Source organism: Pontibacter ruber (assembly GCF_023630205.1).
Taxonomy (GTDB): Bacteria; Bacteroidota; Bacteroidia; order Cytophagales; family Hymenobacteraceae; genus Pontibacter; species Pontibacter ruber.
In genome coordinates this window covers 113,290-132,220 of the sequence record NZ_JALPRR010000003.1, presented here as the reverse complement: position 1 = coordinate 132,220, position 18,931 = coordinate 113,290, and the positions used below count along the sequence as shown (strand labels likewise).

Here is an 18,931-nt window from a genome sequence, read left to right as displayed (position 1 = left end):
ATTAACTTAAATCTATAAGACAACTCTTACTAAAGGTTGTTCATACCTTTCTCCTCCACAGCTAAAGCAGACACCACCTTGAACATGGTTGTACTCAGGGAGGCTTCCTACCCCGTTACACCTTTTGCAACGTTTAAAGCCTTCCAATAAAGTTTCTTCATCTTCTGCATATACACACACCTCATATTCCTCATGGAATTGGGAATGACACCAGTTGCAAAGTGTGATTAGATCTTCATTTGCATACTGCCAAGGAAGCCTATTCCTGATGTAGCGCATGTGGTGCACTTGCATGTGGTATGGCTTGTCAGCGATTGCAAAGTCCATAGAATGTCTTTTATGGGTCCCATCTTCCTGCTTAACCAGCACATCGAAATCAACCCAGAAATGCCACACTTCTCTTTGTGCTGCGTCATAGTCGCTCAACGTTTCTCCTTTACCGCATTGAGTACATTCGAAATGGTCTCGCTCTAATATCGCTTTTCTTTTTTCATTCCATTCTGCAGTAGTCAAGAGTACTTGATAAGGGATATATTCACCTTTCATCTTCAGGCGAAGTTCACTGAAATTAATCATGATGTTTATGTCTTGAATATGGCTATGGAAGAAACAGAATTACTCCACTAATGTGTCACCCTCGTCTATTAAACCTAGCGTCAATAGCTCTGTCCTTAATCCTTGCAAGCTTCTCTCTGCATTCTCGAGCTCTTCTTTGCTTTTCCTCCATCTCGCGGATATCTTGTTCCACTCTTGTGATGTTGGCGGTTTGTTGCTCACATTCCTTGCTAAAAGCCTCTCGTTGCTTTGCTGCTCTTTCGCTAGCGTCATTAGCTTGCTTCTCCTCCAGTTCAATTCTTCTCTCTTCGTCTCTAAGCTGTCCCTTATACCTGCTAATTCCTGCTTCTTCAGTTCCAAGCTTGATTCTTTCTCTTTTAATTCGTTCAAGTCTTGACTGATACTCTCTAAGCTCTGTAACTCTTGCAATAAGCTCTGTTCTTCTGCTACCCATTTCTCCATCTGGGTAGCTTTCTCCTGCTCGTACTTCGCTTTGCTCTCTGATAAGTCTGTCTCTCTTTTCGTAATATCGCTCTTCCAGGCTTTTATAATCTCTTTCCTGTTCTTTATCAAGGCCTCTCTCTTTATCCTCCTCTCTTCTAATACATTCTTCTTCTGGTTCAAGCGCTTTTGCTTTTGCACGCTCAATGTCAACAAGCTGGAGTATTGCTCCCTTAGCAGTTGCTCTTGCTCTTCTATCGCGGTCTGCCAACTCTTCTCCAGCTCTTTCTGCGTTTCCCTTAGCTCTTGATAAACCATCTTCAACTGCTCTTCTTCCCTCTGCATAGTCACCGCTTCCCATAAACTTCTTAATTCCTCGTATGCACTCTTTAATTCTAAACAAGCGGCACTGGAGGGTCTCCCCCTTAGGAATGTCTCCTGGCTCTCGATCAATGACAATACCTGGCTTGTTAGCAAGGTGGGCGGCTGGATTGAATTTGGTTTTTGCTTGCTCATTGCTGTAAAGCCATTTGCTGTTGTTCAACGATATTATGTTTTTCTCTATCTCTTGAGGATTGGCTGCTTTGGGTATTAGCAGTTCGATGGAGTCTATGCCTAGGTGCATAAGCTTCATTCGTTTCTCTTCATCTGTTTTATGGGTAGCGCAAAGCTCTATAATGAGGATTGGCTTGTTTTGTTCGTTCAGGAAGAGGACATCAGGCTTTACCAGAAGGTGCCTTCTACCACCCATATCGTCAAATTCCTTCCCAATCTTTATCTGCCCATGTTCATCCTCGTAGATATAGCGTTCTATCAATACTTTGCTTGCCCTCACTGTACTAGCGGGGGCAATAGTAACACTTCCTCCACCATGTTCTTTGGGAACAGCAATAGACACTTTAGGTACACGCACTTCTTTTAGCCTCTGTAGAATTTCCTTAGCAATCTTATGCCTGTAGGTCTCATCAGACCAAGTGCACTCCTGGCTCTTCTCAACATCGTTGGGGTGGTGCTTGAAGTGAGGTTGTCTCTTGCCAAAATAGGCTATCATTTGGGAATTGCAGCCTATACAATAGTAGCCATTAGCCCCACTTTGAGCAGAGGTGATATGCAGGACTTCTCCAGTATTATACTTGGCATACTCAAATGCAACTTCCTTGATCTTAATCATTGAACTATCATGTGTAATACTGATGGTGAATACTAAAGAATTGAAGCTTATCACCTCATCAAGGGCGATAATTGAATCTTAACTATTTGTTATAACTATGTTTATACTATATATTGTTACTAATATACAACAAACAGCATGCCTATTATTAGTAAACTTCTATATCTTTTGCGGTTTATGATATACTGCAGATACCACTATCAATAAGATTAAGACAAATGATAGTAGAAGGCACATTTAAACTAAGTAAATGATAAGAGTAATTGAAATAAAGGCTCTTCCTGACCCTGAACTTGTGTCAATAACTGTAGAGCAGGATTTGCCCAATATCCCAGGATATCGAAAGAAGAAGGAGAGAGTGACAGGTTATACAATTGGAAGTATCAACTATAACTGCCGCATTGGTGATGTCTTTGACCATGCATATCTAAAAATTATCACCCAAGATCATCCATTCGATTTCGACCCGAATAATTATGACTATGATATAGATATCGCTTGGAAGTGTTTCCAATTCGATAGTCACACTGAAAGAGGGCTATACTATAGGTATGATACTATTGAGATAAAAGACACAGGTGAGGCACTTCAGTTTCTCAAGGACAATTATTATGAAGCAGATGCGAGTATGGGTGGCGACAACAATGCTCGTAATCGATATGTCACAAATGCCACCGCCAGCTCAATGGCTCGCTATGCTATGATTTATCTCAATACTCAAGGCTACACACCTAGCCAGATACATAAGCTGAGAAAGAACCTATCGCTGGAGAATCTGAATAGTAGAAGGTTTACTATAGAAGAACTGTTACTGTGCTTTGAGAAACAGAGCGCCTATTTCCTAAACCTTTACAAAGAGATGAACGAAAACGATAGGTTCGAGAATCATCTAATGAACTTGTCAAACCACGCCAAGGCATTGTTGATGTTAGAGGGACATGGGCCGGTTGAGCAAATAGCAGAAAGATTTAGGAGACAGGTATTCCACAAGCATGTTTCTCGCTATAAGTATTTCCCTACTCATAATCATGTTCATCAATGCGAAAGTATACACAATGATTACGATGAGAATGGTGTATTTCACGCTAATACAAAGGTTTTTGGTTCTAATAAAGAAACTAAGTTCTATGTTGTGATAGAAGACTATCTTAAACAGCTTGGAATGAGACTTTGTAAGAACTGTCAAGATATTGATTACAAAAAAGGATTTAGTTTCTACTCATCTGAAGTAGATAATGATTTACCATTTTAAATAAGTGCAAGTACCAAATGTCGATTTATTAAAAGAGGTTTAGATCATAAATTAAACCTTTAGAGAGAATTAATGACTTCAGGAACATTGTTAAGAGGAGAGTTTACTAATGGCGACACAGGAAAAGTTTTCATTTCTTCTGCTAGATAGGGTTTTAGCAGGGTAAGTAGATCTTCCTGAGTTCCATATTCGTCCAGCCATAGTTCCTCTGCTTCTGGCGACAAGATCACAGGCATGCGATCATGGATAGGCTTTACCAGATCATTCGCGTCAGTCGTAATGATGGTGTAGGTATGCAGCACTTCCCCAGTATCCTTATCCAGCCACTCATCCCATAAACCAGCAAAAGAGAACAGCTCCTCGTTCTTTAGCAGTATCCTGTAAGGCACTTTTCCTTGAGGTGTGACCTGCCATTCATAGAAACCATCAGCAGGTACTAAGCACCTCTTCGTCTTGAGCAGGTTCCTAAAGGAAGGCTTCTCTGTCAGTGTTTCAGCCCTTGCGTTGATCGATCTCTTAATTGACTTCACATCTTTGGCCCAAAAGGGCTGCAATCCCCATGAAAAGAATTGAATTGCATTGGGTTGCTTGTTGGTCACAACAGGTAGGTTTTGGGAAGGAGCTGCATTATAATGTGCTTCCTTTAAGTGATCTTCCAGGAGTTTATTAGCTCTAGATTTTCCTTTTGCTTTGGGTATTACTGAATATCTTCCACACATAAACTTTTAGTTGAGGTCTAGAGTTAGTGCCACTAAGTTATAGATACTATAGTACTTACAAGAAGTTTTAGACTAGTTAAACAAGATCTTACATGAAGAACCTTTTACTCTCTCTACTTATTATGAGCAGCTTCGCAGTACATGCTCAGGTTTCCAAAGCAACTCATCTAAAAGAAACTGAAAAGGCTAATGCTCAGCCTATAAGTAAAACTGACTCTAGTGTATATATCTGTAAAGGAAGCTCAGCCTACGCTTACCATAAGAGCAGGGCTTGTGAAGGATTAACCTACTGTACACGAGACATTGAAGCTGTAGCTAAGAAGGAAGCAGAAGTAAACCACAAGAGGAAGCCATGCAAGGCATGTCATTAATACAGTATGATACAATATCTTAATATGATCTGTAAACCCAACCCACAGAGGTATACCTACTGATTTCATAGTAGGTGGATATCTTAAAAAGTACAAATTATACTTCTAGTCTGAGCTTTTACACATTAATAATATCCCTTTCCTACTACACAGTGTCTAATACCACCTCTAGGGTTATCCATATCACCCTTATAGCGTGGTATCAGGTGGCAGTGGAAGTGCATTACAGTCTGACCAGCAACCTCACCACAATTCATCCCAATGTTATAGCCATCTGGGGTAAATTCTTTTTCAATTAGTTGTTTACAAACCTCAATTACCTTTATTAGATGTAGCTTCTCTTCTTCATTTAGATCAAAGTAATCTGTCCTTAGCTTGTTGGAAATAATAAGAGAATGTCCATTTGAAACAGGGTATTTGTCCCTGATGATGAAGAATAGGTCATCCTTATAGAGGATTCTGTCCTCTGGTATCTGAAAAAAAACGCTCATAGTTAAAATGTAGCAGGTAATTCTATGCTAGGTTTCCATAGGTGTATAGAGTTGGCCCTTGCAATCTTGAAGTGACATTCTAGAAAACGCCTCCTCTTCTCAGGTGTGTCACCAGTTTGGTTTATAATAGTCTCTGCTAAAGGGTGCTTGCTTTCGATAAAGAATTCATTCCTGTTATAGAGACGATACAGGAACTTTGGCTCAGGTATCCTTGAGGACTTATCCCTATTTATATCCTTGTCTGCCAATACCAAGTTCCATACCCCGTTTATATTGCTTGGCAGATGATACTGTTTATTGGCATGAGGCAGGAAATGGTCTACTTCACATAGATTAGGGGATAGGCTTCTTACAGAAATGTCCTGGAAGCTGTAAAAACACTTTCCTTTCTGATACCCATTCAATGCGTCTCGAACTGAGGTGATGTCAACCCTGCGCATAAAGTTATTCTCGATGAAGAACTGCTCCTTATTGGAATCATATTGAACCTCCAACATATTGGGATTGATATTCAGGTTCCATGCAGTCTCTACCAGATTCCAGCGGGCCTCTGTTTCCTGCTCAAAGTTCTGGAAATGGAAGGACTCCTTCAGTCTCATTAGATTGTCTGTGATGACAATTTCTTTGTTCCCCTTAGTGTAGTTTTTCTCGTAGAAAGGATCTGGGATCGTGTCTCTGTTCACAACCTGAAAGGCGTCCACAACATTATTGAACCCTAGCCTCTCAGTTTGAATCAACAACTCTTCCTTGGTAATCTCATTGTTGATGAAGCTCCTGCACTGGTCTAGAAATGTACTTGATGTAAAGTTACCCTGCCTGTTGTTCTGCTTTAGGTGGTTTACTATATGTCGCGAGAATGGCTCAGCGAGGTCTTTGAGAGAAACTGATACCTTTTCCTTCTCAACCATCTCAAGTAATGCTTTCGCAAATGCGAATTTGTAAGTCGCAGTATTTTTACCAAAAAGGATGATAGCTCTCCATTGAGATTCAAGAGAAGGGTCTTCGATTTGAAATCTAACCATAAACAAATTTAGAAGGATCGCCCTAGTTCTCATCCAAAGTCGACTTATCACTAGATAAATCCTCTATGATTTTACCTTTCTCAAAACTGGGGCAGGTATAGAAATTCTTAGTTTAGTTTTTATCGCAGTTGATAAACCCTACTAATGAGAGGACTTGGCTAAAGATAAAATCTCCTGTTCTAGTAGTTCTTTATAGATCTTATAACCTAATTCTTTATCAAGTAAGCTTCCTTTTTGAAATAAGTTTACAAATGCCACCTGACAGTTAACCCCCTTATAGCTATCTCTTTTAAATGGCTTCTTGGTTCCTGTAGGTACAGATGTCTTAGGGTAGAGCAGGATGTTTAATGGAGAATCATAGTGTAACCCGTAAACAAACATCTGTTTAAGGTCCTCGTCAGAAGGAGTATTATTCTTCAGCACTTTCCATTTTGTATCAATCACCACTTGACCAATTTCAGTTTCAATAATAATATCCGCTTTTATCCCCCTTCTTTCCCAAAAAGGCTTTCTTTGCTGCTCACGAACCTTAAGAACAGGTATGTTAGAATCTGCCTCTAAGACTTTAAGCTTGCGGTATACGTAGTTTTCATACAGAGCATTCATGTCAAACATCAGAGCCAAGACATCCTCCCTCCCTCCCTTCAAATCAGGAGAATGTTTAAGGATAATCATCTTAGCCAATGCTATGGAAGGTTTATACCTCTCTGTTGTTCGATTATAGATGATAGAATCAAACCAAGAACTACTGATATGTACCTCATCCACAGTATCGAAATGCAATAATAACCTTTTGATGCGGGCAGTGAATGAAGAGTTGTAAGAGATTTTGGAAAGAACTAATAACGCTTTTAATATTGTCTGATTGAGCTTTGCGTTGATGTCATACACCTGATGCTCTACAAACACTTTCTCTTTATGAGCGTAGTTCCGCCTAATATGCTCTGTAAAACTGATCTTTCCCTTTACCTTGGTTAAATTCTCTGCAACAGTACGATAAGATTTTCTAAGACCATGCCTGCACAGCTTTTCAACCTCAGACAAGAAGGCATCAAAATATAGGTCAAGTATAGAAGCAGATCGTAGTTTGAGGCTAGCATTAGCAATAGAGTCTAGCTTAAGCTGTCTACAGACATGCAGCATATCTATTAGGGCACCATGCCACTTCTTTTTTGATTCATCACCATCATCAGCTTTGTCAGCTTTAGGAAGCACCTCTATGGTAAGGTTTTTGACTTGCAGCACACCAACATAGTTAGTAAACTTGATCCTGTTGTGCCCAACCCTGAAGTACTTCTCCTTTGTTTTATACCCATAGGACACAAGGGCACGAAAGTGAGTATCTGTAAACTTGCTATCGTTATTTACCAACAAAGTTTGGTGCTCAAACACCTGAATCAGATCCCTACTCATAGATGGTTCTGAATGTATCTAGAGTCCATTGCTTAGCTTCAGTAAAGTAATAAATAGGCTTATCCTCATAGTCCTGGTATTCATCTGTGTCGTCTGATGCTAGAAAAGCTACCTTACTTACCTTCTTTGCCACAAAACCCTTACCTAGTATAAGCTGTATCTTTCCCCAATCGCCATAAAAGTATTCTTGCAGTAGCGGTAACACCTTGTTTGAGAAAATGGATGTTAACTCTGAAACAGGGTTTTCTCTATCTTGAATGGTCATAAAATAGGAGTGCCCAATGCAGTAGTCTTTGTCGAGTAGCAGTTCGACTCTGTCATTTATGGCTTCCAACAGCCTGTCTAGTTCAATTCCATTGCACTTAAATTGAGGCTCAGATAGAATCTTTGGCTCTGGATTCATCTCAACAAAGGAGAACCTTCTCCTCAAGGCTGTGTCCAATGCCTCAACGCTTCTATCAGCAGTGTTCATAGTGCCGATTATATAAAGATTATCTGGCACTCCAAATTCCTTCTTAGAATAAGGGAGTACAGCTGGCAGATAATTCTGCCTACCTATTCTTTTGTCCTCTTCTATTAGGGTAATCAGTTCACCAAATATGTTAGCGATGTTACCCCTGTTGATTTCATCAATAAAGATGGCAAATTTTTTATCTGGTTTGCTTTTAGCTTTTTCAGCAATCTCTTTAAAAATGCCGTTGCTGATTTGATAGCTTATGTCTTGCAACTCGTCTGTCTCCTCTCCTTCTGTAAGTCTTGGTTTGATTCCCTCAATGAAATCCTCATAAGCAAAAGACTGATGGAAGGTAGTGAATACATATCTTTTCTCTTCTTTCGCATTGGGCTCATAAGACCTATACTGCAAGAGAATATCGTAGAAGTCTGGTGTCTCTACCTTGGCAACAGCTTCATCGGCTGTCCAGCTCCCCTCTTCATCCTTCCAGAATAGTTGTGGGAGGCTCCTCTTTTGAATATTTACATGCGGGCAGTCAGCCTTGGTGTGACGTTGTAGCCACATCCAGATTGTATTCTTAGGAGTCTTATTCTGAGACAACCTCAGCTTGGCTTGCAACAAAGGGTGCTTATAAATCTGAGCAACCGTTCCTCTTCCTAGGTCAAGGACTACAATGCAAATAACCTCCCACCATGCCAGATCCTTTACAAGCCCTTCGCATAATTCATCTAAAGTCTGTACCGCCTGCTTGTCCGTAAACCTGTCGACGTACTCGTTCTTCAGCCTGTAAGTTTTACCTGTTCCTGGAGGGCCATAAAGGATTGTGTTCAATGGCATTTTGAATTCATTTTGATTACTATCAGATAGTTTTGGTGAGGATGCCACTTCGTACTCCATAAACTCAATGTATCTTTTAAAAGCATTGGAATACATTTGATTGCCCTTCTCATCTCTCTCTTTTATGTCAGGCACTGCAAAGTATTTACTCTTCAGCCCTTGTAAAACCCCAACTTCATTGATCGCAAATAAGGGTGTACTGTACAAAGCTTTATCAATTATCTCTCGCTCAATGAACTTGATACCGTTCAGGTAGCTTGACACGCTTCTCTCGCTCAAGGCAGGGCCATTGCTTTGCTTGTATACTCCTTCTAGCCATGCCTTAAAGCGCTTCACTCTCTCGTTATCCTCGTATGGTGACTTGAAAATCATCTTGATGTGTTTAGGGTCCGATAGCTTATGAAGAGTGCTACCAAAGCCCCCTTGTGGAAATTCCTTATAAACTGGAGCTTTCAGAAACTTGACATGAACAATATGGCCTAGCTCATCTGGATCATACTCATAGGTCTTACCATTCCTTTCGCATACCTCAGCTAATCCAATTATAGACAAAAAGCCTTGTGAGCCTTTAGGGGAACCATCAGCTTTAATGGCTATTCTGTCACCTGGCTTAAGGTTGAGAAAATATTTCAGAGCATTATGAGATCTATTTTCTTCTCCTTGCTGCTTTAAAAAATCTCGAATGGTAGAATGGTTTTGTCTATAATAATCAGTAAGATCAATGTGTGAAGCAAATCCTGTAGCTACAACAGATCGCTGTAGCATTTGAGGGAAAATATCTATTCTAGCGTTATCCCCATACTTCGACCCTATAATGTAATAGTCTCTCTTAGAGTCTTCGTGATACACGCTCCAGATAAACTGTCCCAATTTGAGATAACTCCAATCTTTGAATGCGTCCTGCTTATCTAGCTTCTGTTTGCACAGGTAGTTTATTAGAATGGAGTTATCTGCAGTTAGGTCTGTCTCTTCGATCTGTATGTCACGCGCACACTCTAGAATGACGTCTGGGGCTCCTACAGTCAGGAACTTCTCTGGGAAGTACATTGAAAGTACATTCTGTAGGACCATGCTCCACAATGGAATTTGTAATCCCCTGATTTTCTCAACGGAATCTTGCTGTACATATTCCAAGGCTTGTATAACAGAATCTCTTATGCTTCTAAAGAAGTCTTCTGCAGCTTGATCTGACAGAGCTACTTTATTTTTGCCCTTTCCTTTATAATATTGTCCGTCTTCATGTGCCTTATAGATGCCAAACTTAGAGGAATTACCGCCTCCGATACCAAACAGAGTATCCTTGTATTCTAGCCAGTAGCAAAGGCTATTTCTGTTTGTTCCAAGTGCGTATTCCTCTAAAGAAAGATTATTCAGCTTATCGAGAGGGAACCTCTGAACAAAAGCCTGTCTGTTGTCTTCGTTGACCTTGATCCAATCTGCAGACAGGTTATATGTAGGTGATTTATCAATAAGTGTGGTTAAGCTCATTTTCAGATTGGGGTTAGTTGTATTTATGTTCAAACCACAATATATAAACATCCTATTATATTTTAAGAAGATTTAAGCTTACTTAATTTAGTATAGGAGACGTTATCCAACATCTTGTGCTGAAGTTGTATTTTATTTCTGAGTGCAATGGTTGTGGTAAAGTAAAAGGGGCAACAAATGTTACCCCCTCCAGACAAATAGCTATAAGTCTTTTGCTACGTTCTTTCAGTGGTTTGATTTTAAGGAGTAACCATCTCACAGAACAATGCCTAAGAAATTCAGCATAACTCCTATCTCAGCTACTTTATCCCTGTCGCTACGAACTGTGTAGGAGGTTTATAGCTGAAATGACTGTGCGGGTAGAGCCTACCTTGAATGAAGAAAAGTATCACTCCTGAATGCCAACTTAAGATTCTATCTACCCATAGCCTCTCCCCTTCATTAATTTTGCGAATAGCTCTGGTGCAGACTACCTCGAATGGACAATAAACCCTCTGGAGCTTGTACTTCGACAGGAACAGGCAACTGTCTGAGAACCTGCTTGGCTCAGAATTCAATAAGTACTTTGTAATCATTGTCTAGAAACTATAAAGGAGTAAATGAAAAAGGGTAGCCTAGTAATAGACTACCCTTCGCAAGCTAAGCTGCAGGCTTCATTTGGAATACCTCCTGCTCTATCGTCCTCTCGATAGGATCGTAGTAGTAGGAGTAGGCAAGTGAAATGATCTCGTCAGTACCTGGAATATGGTAGTCATAAGGATCACATTGAATTTTCTCGATCTGGCCTGGGAGGGTTTTCCCAACTAGAGTAGCACAGATAGCGTCATTAAAAGTACAGGCGATGCTACAGGTTTTAGCAGTAGCATAGAATCTTCCTGATTCCTTTGACTGGATCAGTTCCAGTTCCCCCTGCAGAAGTAGCACGTTGAATTCCTCGTCAGCAGAATTCTTTCTTTTGGCAAAGCCAGTAATCGTTACCATGTGTTTATTAATTATGGTTATACATCATGGGGCGGTACATCCAACCCTGATCCCTAAGTGGGGTAAGTTTAGAAGTAGGCTGGCCTGCTCAGTGGAACTCAGAAAAAATAAAAAAAAAATTTGGGAGAGGGCATTGATAAACTCCATGAAGTTCATAGAATATTTAGGAGAGTAATGCTGTTGCAGTTTATCAACTGAGGTTGGGAAAGATAATCTGTTGGTGTTTCCTGAGTCAGATTTACAGAGTTGGAATTGATAAACTCAGTGAAGAAAGCTATATAATTGATATGTCTTAATTTGTATTGTATGCTGTCAGACTAGTTTTGATGGATATTTAGTATAGTTGGTTTTCTCATTCTCTTATGTAGGATCAAGGATCAATGGTATAAAACTATAGTATATAATTATCATTGATACCGTGATCCCTTTGGGGACTAATACGATTGTATGTTTTTATTAACTGATCCTATATAAAGTATAGATAGCTAAAAGATAGGTATCATTAGGATCAGCAGTATTTGTGCACTAGGGTTTGATACTACTGATCCTTTGATACTAATTGTTATGCAACATCATCCAAGGAGATGTCTCCTTCTATGATCTCTCTATTGTTCAATTTTCTGATTGGTTTTTCTTCCCATTTGTACAGATCATCAATTTTAACGATATAGTTCTGTTCTTTTAATTGGCTAATTTGTCTCTTAGCTGACGCCTCTGGAAATTGACCTTCTTCCATCATGAATTTAACAAAAGCACCATACTTAATGCCTTGAGTCTCTAAAAGCTTGGTCTTAATGTCTTGTAAAAAACTTAATAACTTACTCTCGTTTTTTGATAAAGCGGGCTCCAGATTTAGCTCTTGCTGCTTCTCGTTTATAGGGTTACTGCTTTTTGTAAATGTAAAATGACTCTCATCGAATACCAAGACTTGAGGTTTTTCTTTATACTCACGAGGGCAATAGTTACCTTTTGTTACATTTAAGAATTTGGTATTCCCGCCTTCCTGTGACGTTAGCTGCCAAGCTAACCTTACCTTTTGTGCTAAAGCTCCACCACCTTGTATGCTTTGCTGTGTTGCTTTTTTATCATAGGCGCTCTTGTTGATATGATGTACAAAAAGAATTAGGCAGTGATGCTTCTTAGCTATGTAATCAAACTTGTTTATTGATTCTCTCATTTGTGTATTTGAATTCATGTCAGAGCCAGAGAATATGTCGCTAAAGCCATCCACAACTATCAAATCTACTGGAGCTAAGGTTAGCAGCTTGTCCAGTTCTTTTATTACTCGTTTTGTATCCATACTATTAGAAAATAGAAACGACAAGTTTTCATTTGGCTCATAACCCAACCCTTGGTGTTGTTTAGCAATTAAATACTGAGTATTCCATGCGTCATCTTCAGTTGCCACATAAACAGATCTACCGTGTTTAAGAGACAATTTAAAATTAAGGAACTCGCTTGAACCTTGGGAAACCTGAATTGCGAGCTGCCTCGCGAACTGGCTTTTACCTGTATCAGGCTTACCAGCAATTAATGCAGTTCCAGAAGTGGGTAAAAAGGGTTCAAGCAAGTAGCGGGATATTGGCGCCTTTAGCTGAGCCAAGGCTTTCGCAGTTATTATATTTGGTACAGCGTCCATTTCTTCAGAAGCTGATTGATTAAAATCTTTCATTGTGTTTATAATTTATAGACTAAGCATAATTGAAGCTCTAGTCTTATCCCTGTTACATTTTCTTGGTTCTTATTCCTTTACAGGAAAGAAAATAGTTTGATGGATATAAGAGCAAATACCAATTCTTAGCCTTTGTTGAATCTTGCCTAAAGGCAAAAACAAAAAGAGAACTGTTTCTCGATCCTATAAGGGACGAGAATCCATATTAGTTTTAATTTGAAAGATAATAGTAGGGGCTCGAGAGACTAAGTTTACGCAAGGGGCTGCGATGTCTTCTGCTTAAGCGCCTTTTTGAAAGATGAGAGCTTTACTAGTGCACTGAACAATATCCGCTGTTAGGTGACACTATAATTTGCTGGTGCCAAGATAGAGCTAATATTTGAATTTATACCAAAGGTGAAGAATAAATATTTTACTATAGACTTTCTCGTACATATATTAAATAAATTCAAATCAAAAGCAATAAGTTTTTGATTGTTTAAATGGTCTTGTAATATCTGCTGTGGTGAATTATCATCGAGGGTGTCTAACAATTTCAGAAAGCTAAGAAAACAGATTATTTAAAATATATGTTTTCATATATATAAATAGAAATCTTACAAATATTTAATAGATTTGGCTATGAGATCTGAAACTCTAAAAAGGTTATTCCGCTCTATTAAGCGAGAACCAACCCAAGATTTAATAAAGATTGCTCAAGTAATTTTAGATGATGAGAGGAAGAAGGGGCATGATAAGTTAGCACATGAACTATCAAATATTCTAAAAGAAACATCTGCTACTCAAGCTACTTCTGAGCGCTATGTATCTAAAAGCGGCACGTTAAACACTCTTAGTACTAGTAGACTAACTTCATTGCCTCTTTCTAAAAGAGACCAACAGCCTCTTTTAATGGAAGTTAAGCGAGAGAATCTAAGGCACGAAATGATTCTTCCCAATGAAATAGAACAAAGGTTTCAAAGGGTAATTAAAGAATATGTTGCTAGCGATCGCTTAGCTCATTATGGACTAAAACCTAGACAGAAGATCTTGTTATATGGCCCTCCTGGCTGTGGTAAAAGTATGGGTGCAGAACGACTTGCTTGGGATATAGGTTTGCCATTCTATAAAGTACGTTTTGAATCTCTGTTATCGTCCTTCTTAGGAGAATCAGGAAGTAATTTACGAAAGGTCTTTGATGTTGCTCAGAATACCCCTTGTGTTCTGTTATTAGATGAATGTGATTTCATTGCAAAATCTAGAAACATAGGACAAGACGTAGGAGAAATGTCAAGAATGGTGAATATGCTACTTTATCTCTTGGAAGAATATAATGCACAAGGTTTATTGGTAGCAACAACCAATCTAGAAGAGACTCTAGATAAAGCGATCTTTAGAAGATTTGATGAAGTTCTAGAGGTGCCTAAGCCTGGGAAAGGAGAAGTGCATGATTTGTTGCTTACTTCTCTATCTTCCATCAATGTTGATAAAGGCTTAAACTTCAATAAAATAGTTGATAAAATGGATGGGTTTTCTGCAGCACAGGTTGTTAAAGTTGCTAGAGATGCTGCAAAAGCATGTGTTGTTGCTGGTGACAATACTATCAGAATGAATCATCTTGAGTCTGCATTATCGGAAGTCATAAACCGATCGACCTACTAAATAATGAGCAACTTTCCCCATCTACCTCTGCCACTTAAAATTGTTGGCCCAGCTTATCTACGCGGCTTCGGCAGTCAGTCAATCAGAACAATTCAAAATCGACAGAATCGTGATCAGCATGGTAATGGATTAAAAACGTCGGTTCAAAGTAATCTTCAGAGATGGTCTGAGATCAAACAGGAAAGAGAAGAGGCAGGCCTTCCCGCGCCACCTGAAGGTATACCTGTCTTTTTACAAGTTGACACAAAGAGCCTTTCGTTAGATACTCTTAGAAGCTTTGGTATCCATGTAATTAGCGAAAATGAAGATGGTTACATTGTTGGGGCCTCTGTTGATAATTTCACAAGCCTCTCTACAAAAATCGAAAGGTTTTTAGAAGGAGCAGAAAGTAGTAGACAAGACCGTAATCAGGCGGCTCAACTTTGGCAAATAATAGAGGGTTACAGCTGGCGACCAGAACAAGTGCTGTCTCCAGATTTGTTAAGTAAGTGGGGGGTAATTGAGTTAGAGGAACTTTACATTCTGGACTTAGGGATAGCCTGTCAGATATATGTGCCAGAGTCGCCAGCAGATGATGCATCTGAGCAAACAATACAAAGAAGGGAAAGGCAGATTAGAGAAGCGGAAGTAAAGAGAGATGAGTTAGCAATGAATCTAGAAGATAAGCTACAAGAATACCTTGATCAATATGAGGGGGAGCTACTTTCTGGGTTTATTGATTTCAATGATAGTTTTTGTTGTAGGATTAAAATAAATGGAAGAGGACTTAAGGATTTAGTGCTTACCTACAGCTATCTCTTCGATGTGTCAGAGCCTAATCTATTGCAAGGCGTACCTATTAGTAGTGGGGAAAGCTCAAGAGCTAATTGCGAATTAGTGCCTCTGCCTCCTGATCCTGATTCCCCTAAAATATGTGTGATCGATAGTGGAATACAGGAAGGGCACTTGCTCCTGAGTCCTGCTATCGTACGAGAAGCATCTATGTCTTTTGTGCCTACTGAAATAGGAACAGCTGATTTAGTCCCAGATGGAGGACATGGAACTAGAGTAGCAGGAGCTATTCTCTATCCTTATGGACCTTCATTAGATGGAGAGTACAAGTTGCCCTTTTGGATATTTAACGCTAAAATACTTGATTCTAGCGCATCGTTTCCTGAGACTAAGATGCCAGCAGAGGTCACTAATGACGTGGTAGAAAGATATCATGGCGAGTATGGAGTAAGATTATTTAATTTATCTGTTGCAGAAAGAGCCCCATATAGGACTAAACATATGTCTCCATGGGCAGGAGAAATTGATAATCTAACTTTCAAAAAAGACATTCTTTTTATTATCGCGGCAGGGAACCTTTCAAGAGCCTCTAATGACAGCCTATTACCAGGTATTCAAGACTACTTAACATCAGGGAACATATATCCCAATTACCTTCTTGAAGACGGGTGTAAAATTGCTAACCCTGCTCACAGTTTAAACTCAATCACAGTAGGGTCAATCTGCTTTGAGCAGTTTATAGAGTCAAGTAGTGATCGCAGGTCTTTTGGAAATCTTGGCGAATTATCTAGCTTCTCTAGAACAGGCTTAGGTATTTGGGACACTCTTAAGCCTGATGTAGTTGAATATGGTGGAGACTTTCTTTACGATAGCTCTCATAATTTATCAAACTGCGAAGAAACTTCGCCTCTTTTGGTGTGTTCAACACTTGATGGACAAAGTGCCTTAAGAAAAGATAAGGTTGGAACTTCATTCACCGCACCTAAAGTATCGTACATTTTAGGCGAAATTCAAAGAGTATTGCCCTCGTATTCGGCATTGCTGTATCGTGCACTACTTGTTCAGTCAGCACAGTGGCCTGAAGTAGCTGAAGGAGCGAGAGAAGCCTTGCAAAACCTGAGGTTTTATGGCTACGGAATACCAGATGTAGAGAGGGCTACTCGTAATACTGATTATAGAGTAACATTATTTGCAGAAAACCAAATCGCAGCAAAGGAAGCATACATTTATACTGTGCCAGTTCCTGAGTCACTAAGGAATCCAGCTACGAATCATAGGATAAGAATTGAGGTTACATTATCTTATAAGGCTTTACCAAGGCTTACGAGACGGAAAATTAAGTCTTACCTGTCTACATGGCTCCACTGGGAAAGCTCAAAGTTTGATGAACCATATTCTAACTTTAGAGCTAGAATTCTTCGCTCATTACAAGAAGATAGTGCTGAAGATCAAAGAGCTGCTTCTGCTTCCCAATTTCGTAGTATTCCATGGGTTATAGGAAGGCAGGTAAATTCAGGAACTAGTGATGTGAGATTGATAAATTCTACTCTTCAGAAGGATTGGACAGATGTTAATTCATTCGAATTACCAGATGAGATCTCATTCGCTGTCGTTGCTCATGCTGGTTGGCAGAAGGATTTGAAATTTAAAGTACCGTATGCTATTGTTGTTAGTTTTACAGCACTAGATGAGGATCTTGAAATTTATGATGAGATAAGGCAAGAAATCGAGATTCAACAACAGATTAATGTAAATGAAGCTTAGTTAACTTTATATTAAGTTTGCATAATAGTGGAATTAAAATTAGCCTGCCCAAGCATGTGTGGGCTCTTTATTTTTAGTATTAGAGGCACAAACTAATATCAAAAGCTCTAATAATTTCATCAATCGATTGACCTTGTTTAGTGAGACAGATGAAACTTAACAGTAGCTTTATGCGGTTTATCACGCACATTCAACAATGTTTTATCTGTTTATTACAAGTGAGTGGAAAGGCTTAGAGAAAGCCGCAAGGAACTATATAAAACCAAAAACCCTCGCTATTTAAAGCGAGGGCTTCTGGTGATGATCACTACAAACTAACGAACGATACCAGGATTTACAGAATTATATACTGTCAGCATATGACTACTCATTTTTTCTAATTAATACTTCTTCCTCAGAGCATTCATAGAATCAGCTATAAGACGTGTCTCCACTTTAGCATAAATCTGGGTAGTCTTTATGTTGTCATGTCCTAGCATTTGTTTTACGACCTCCATAGGAACACCATTCTGTAAGGCTATGGTAGTTGCAAAAGTATGCCTTCCAATATGTACAGTGAGTTTTTTCCTAACCCCTGCCAAATCTCCTATTTCTTTTAAATAGGCATTGAATTTCTGGTTGGATGGAATAGGCAACAGATAGCCTGATGTGAGCACCTTGTCATGGATTGCATACTTCTTAAGAATTGCTTTAGCTGGTGGAAGAAGTGGGATAGCACAGGTATTACCTGTCTTCTGGCGCTCAGTAAATATCCACTCCTCCCCATCTATCCCAATACCAATATTCTCTTTCTTAAGGTGTTTAGCGTCAATAAATGCTAAGCCTGTGTAGCAGGTGAAGAGGAACATGTCTCTAATAATCTCTAGTCTCTCGACATCGACCTTCATAGCCTCTAAGGTCTTCAATTCCCCTTCGTTCAAAGGTAGCCTGATAACCTTATCCTTGCCCATAGAATGTAAAAGAAAAGGGTCTTTCTGAATGTAGTCATACTTTAAGGCTATCCTTACTGACTTCTTTACCCTTTGAATATGCTTGATGGCTCCATTCTGCCTGCACTTACCTTTTGTCTTTAGGTAATGTTCAAAGTCAGCGATAAACCTAAAGGAAAGATCCTTAAGTTTGTAGTCCTGCAACTTATATTCTTCTTCAAGAAACATCACCAGATGGTTCTCTGAAGCCCTGTATGCGCTGTAACAACTCATACTATACTCTACCCCTATCTTGGCATGCACATCTCTTACGAGCTTGGAGAACACTTCCAGTAAAGTGGGTTGCTTTTCTTCTATACACAGAACTCCATTCTTGATAGCTAATAGGTCAACTTCTTTACCTGCCTCTATTAGCTTATTATAATGTTGCTTAGCCCTTAGCTTGAAGAGGTCTATGGTATCGTTGATGGTTTTAGCAAGGTCTGATCTACCTTTCACCTTCCCCTTGGAGGTATCCCATAGTTCAGGCTTAACAAAGTGTTTTGTAGCTATCTCAGTGTTATTCCCATTGATAGTTACTCTAATGAAAACAGGTATTTCCCCGAGTTTATTGGGCTTGTTTCTTCTGACCATTGCCAGAAGGGCGAATGTGTGCTGTGTCTTCATGATTTATGGTGTTTATGAAGACCAATTGACTACAAGTTAATCTATTGTAAAGTCTAGTTCATCAGTTACTTACAGCGTTATTCGTGACCTGAAACACATGAAAATTCTAGGTCACTGGTTTGGTCACTGTGAGATAGGAAAGATGGAGACAAAACAGCCCCTTACAAACAAAAAAGCCCTATCCGTTAGAATAGAGCTTTTGAAGTGCGCGCGGGGAGATTCGAACTCCCACACCCGAAGGCACCACCCCCTCAAGATGGCGTGTCTACCAGTTTCACCACGTGCGCGGGTTA

14 protein-coding genes and 1 tRNA gene are annotated in these 18,931 nt (G+C 39.5%); 4 read left to right on the top strand and 11 right to left on the bottom strand.

The window, feature by feature from the left end; genetic code table 11:
• Positions 1–12 precede the first annotated feature (12 nt).
• Both MJ611_RS12455 and MJ611_RS12450 read right to left on the bottom strand, forming a co-directional pair.
• Positions 13–576 carry a hypothetical protein gene (locus tag MJ611_RS12455; protein ID WP_250430143.1) on the bottom strand — a complete coding sequence of 188 codons (564 nt, stop codon included), beginning with the start codon at positions 574–576 and terminating at the stop codon, positions 13–15.
• 55 nt (positions 577–631) lie between these two features.
• Positions 632–2,167, bottom strand: a complete 1,536-nt coding sequence (locus MJ611_RS12450; RefSeq protein WP_250430142.1) for a coiled-coil domain-containing protein — start codon at positions 2,165–2,167, stop codon at positions 632–634.
• 250 nt (positions 2,168–2,417) lie between these two features.
• Here MJ611_RS12450 and MJ611_RS12445 point away from each other — a divergent pair, with 250 nt between their 5' ends.
• Positions 2,418–3,419 carry a hypothetical protein gene (locus tag MJ611_RS12445; protein ID WP_250430141.1) on the top strand — a complete coding sequence of 334 codons (1,002 nt, stop codon included), beginning with the start codon at positions 2,418–2,420 and terminating at the stop codon, positions 3,417–3,419.
• A gap of 59 nt (positions 3,420–3,478) precedes the next feature.
• Here MJ611_RS12445 and MJ611_RS12440 read toward each other — a convergent pair whose 3' ends face one another.
• Complete coding sequence (locus tag MJ611_RS12440; protein WP_250430140.1) at positions 3,479–4,138, bottom strand: SOS response-associated peptidase; 660 nt, start codon at positions 4,136–4,138, stop codon at positions 3,479–3,481.
• 92 nt (positions 4,139–4,230) lie between these two features.
• Between MJ611_RS12440 and MJ611_RS12435 the strand changes: the two genes are divergently transcribed.
• Entirely contained in the window at positions 4,231–4,509 is a 279-nt protein-coding gene (locus tag MJ611_RS12435) for a hypothetical protein (RefSeq protein ID WP_250430139.1), read from the top strand.
• 125 nt (positions 4,510–4,634) lie between these two features.
• On the opposite strand, the gene MJ611_RS12430 is transcribed toward MJ611_RS12435, so the two are convergent.
• The 6 genes from MJ611_RS12430 to MJ611_RS12405 all read right to left on the bottom strand — a co-directional run bounded on the left by MJ611_RS12430 (position 4,635) and on the right by MJ611_RS12405 (position 12,867).
• On the bottom strand, positions 4,635–5,000 hold the full coding sequence (locus tag MJ611_RS12430; RefSeq protein WP_250430138.1) for an HIT family protein: 366 nt from the start codon (positions 4,998–5,000) through the stop codon (positions 4,635–4,637).
• 2 nt (positions 5,001–5,002) lie between these two features.
• A complete protein-coding gene (locus MJ611_RS12425; protein WP_250430137.1) occupies positions 5,003–6,022 on the bottom strand; it encodes an HNH endonuclease domain-containing protein in 1,020 nt (339 codons plus the stop codon).
• A 141-nt stretch (positions 6,023–6,163) separates the two neighbouring features.
• Complete coding sequence (locus MJ611_RS12420; protein ID WP_250430136.1) at positions 6,164–7,435, bottom strand: McrC family protein; 1,272 nt, start codon at positions 7,433–7,435, stop codon at positions 6,164–6,166.
• On the bottom strand, positions 7,428–10,214 hold the full coding sequence (locus MJ611_RS12415) for an McrB family protein (protein ID WP_250430135.1): 2,787 nt from the start codon (positions 10,212–10,214) through the stop codon (positions 7,428–7,430). The genes MJ611_RS12420 and MJ611_RS12415 overlap by 8 nt, the downstream gene beginning before the upstream one ends.
• Positions 10,215–10,853: 639 nt before the next feature.
• Positions 10,854–11,195: a hypothetical protein gene (locus tag MJ611_RS12410; protein ID WP_250430134.1), complete on the bottom strand. Its 342-nt coding sequence runs from the start codon at positions 11,193–11,195 to the stop codon at positions 10,854–10,856.
• A gap of 562 nt (positions 11,196–11,757) precedes the next feature.
• Positions 11,758–12,867, bottom strand: coding sequence for an AAA family ATPase (locus tag MJ611_RS12405; protein ID WP_250430133.1), 1,110 nt, complete (start codon positions 12,865–12,867; stop codon positions 11,758–11,760).
• 621 nt (positions 12,868–13,488) lie between these two features.
• Between MJ611_RS12405 and MJ611_RS12400 the strand changes: the two genes are divergently transcribed.
• Positions 13,489–14,508 carry an AAA family ATPase gene (locus MJ611_RS12400; RefSeq protein WP_250430132.1) on the top strand — a complete coding sequence of 340 codons (1,020 nt, stop codon included), beginning with the start codon at positions 13,489–13,491 and terminating at the stop codon, positions 14,506–14,508.
• Between the two features lie 3 nt (positions 14,509–14,511).
• Positions 14,512–17,043, top strand: a complete 2,532-nt coding sequence (locus MJ611_RS12395; RefSeq protein WP_250430131.1) for a S8 family peptidase — start codon at positions 14,512–14,514, stop codon at positions 17,041–17,043.
• A 380-nt stretch (positions 17,044–17,423) separates the two neighbouring features.
• Here MJ611_RS12395 and MJ611_RS12390 read toward each other — a convergent pair whose 3' ends face one another.
• Positions 17,424–18,638, bottom strand: coding sequence for a site-specific integrase (locus MJ611_RS12390; protein ID WP_250430130.1), 1,215 nt, complete (start codon positions 18,636–18,638; stop codon positions 17,424–17,426).
• A 205-nt stretch (positions 18,639–18,843) separates the two neighbouring features.
• Positions 18,844–18,925, bottom strand: a tRNA-Leu gene (locus MJ611_RS12385).
• Between the last annotated feature and the right edge of the window lie 6 nt (positions 18,926–18,931).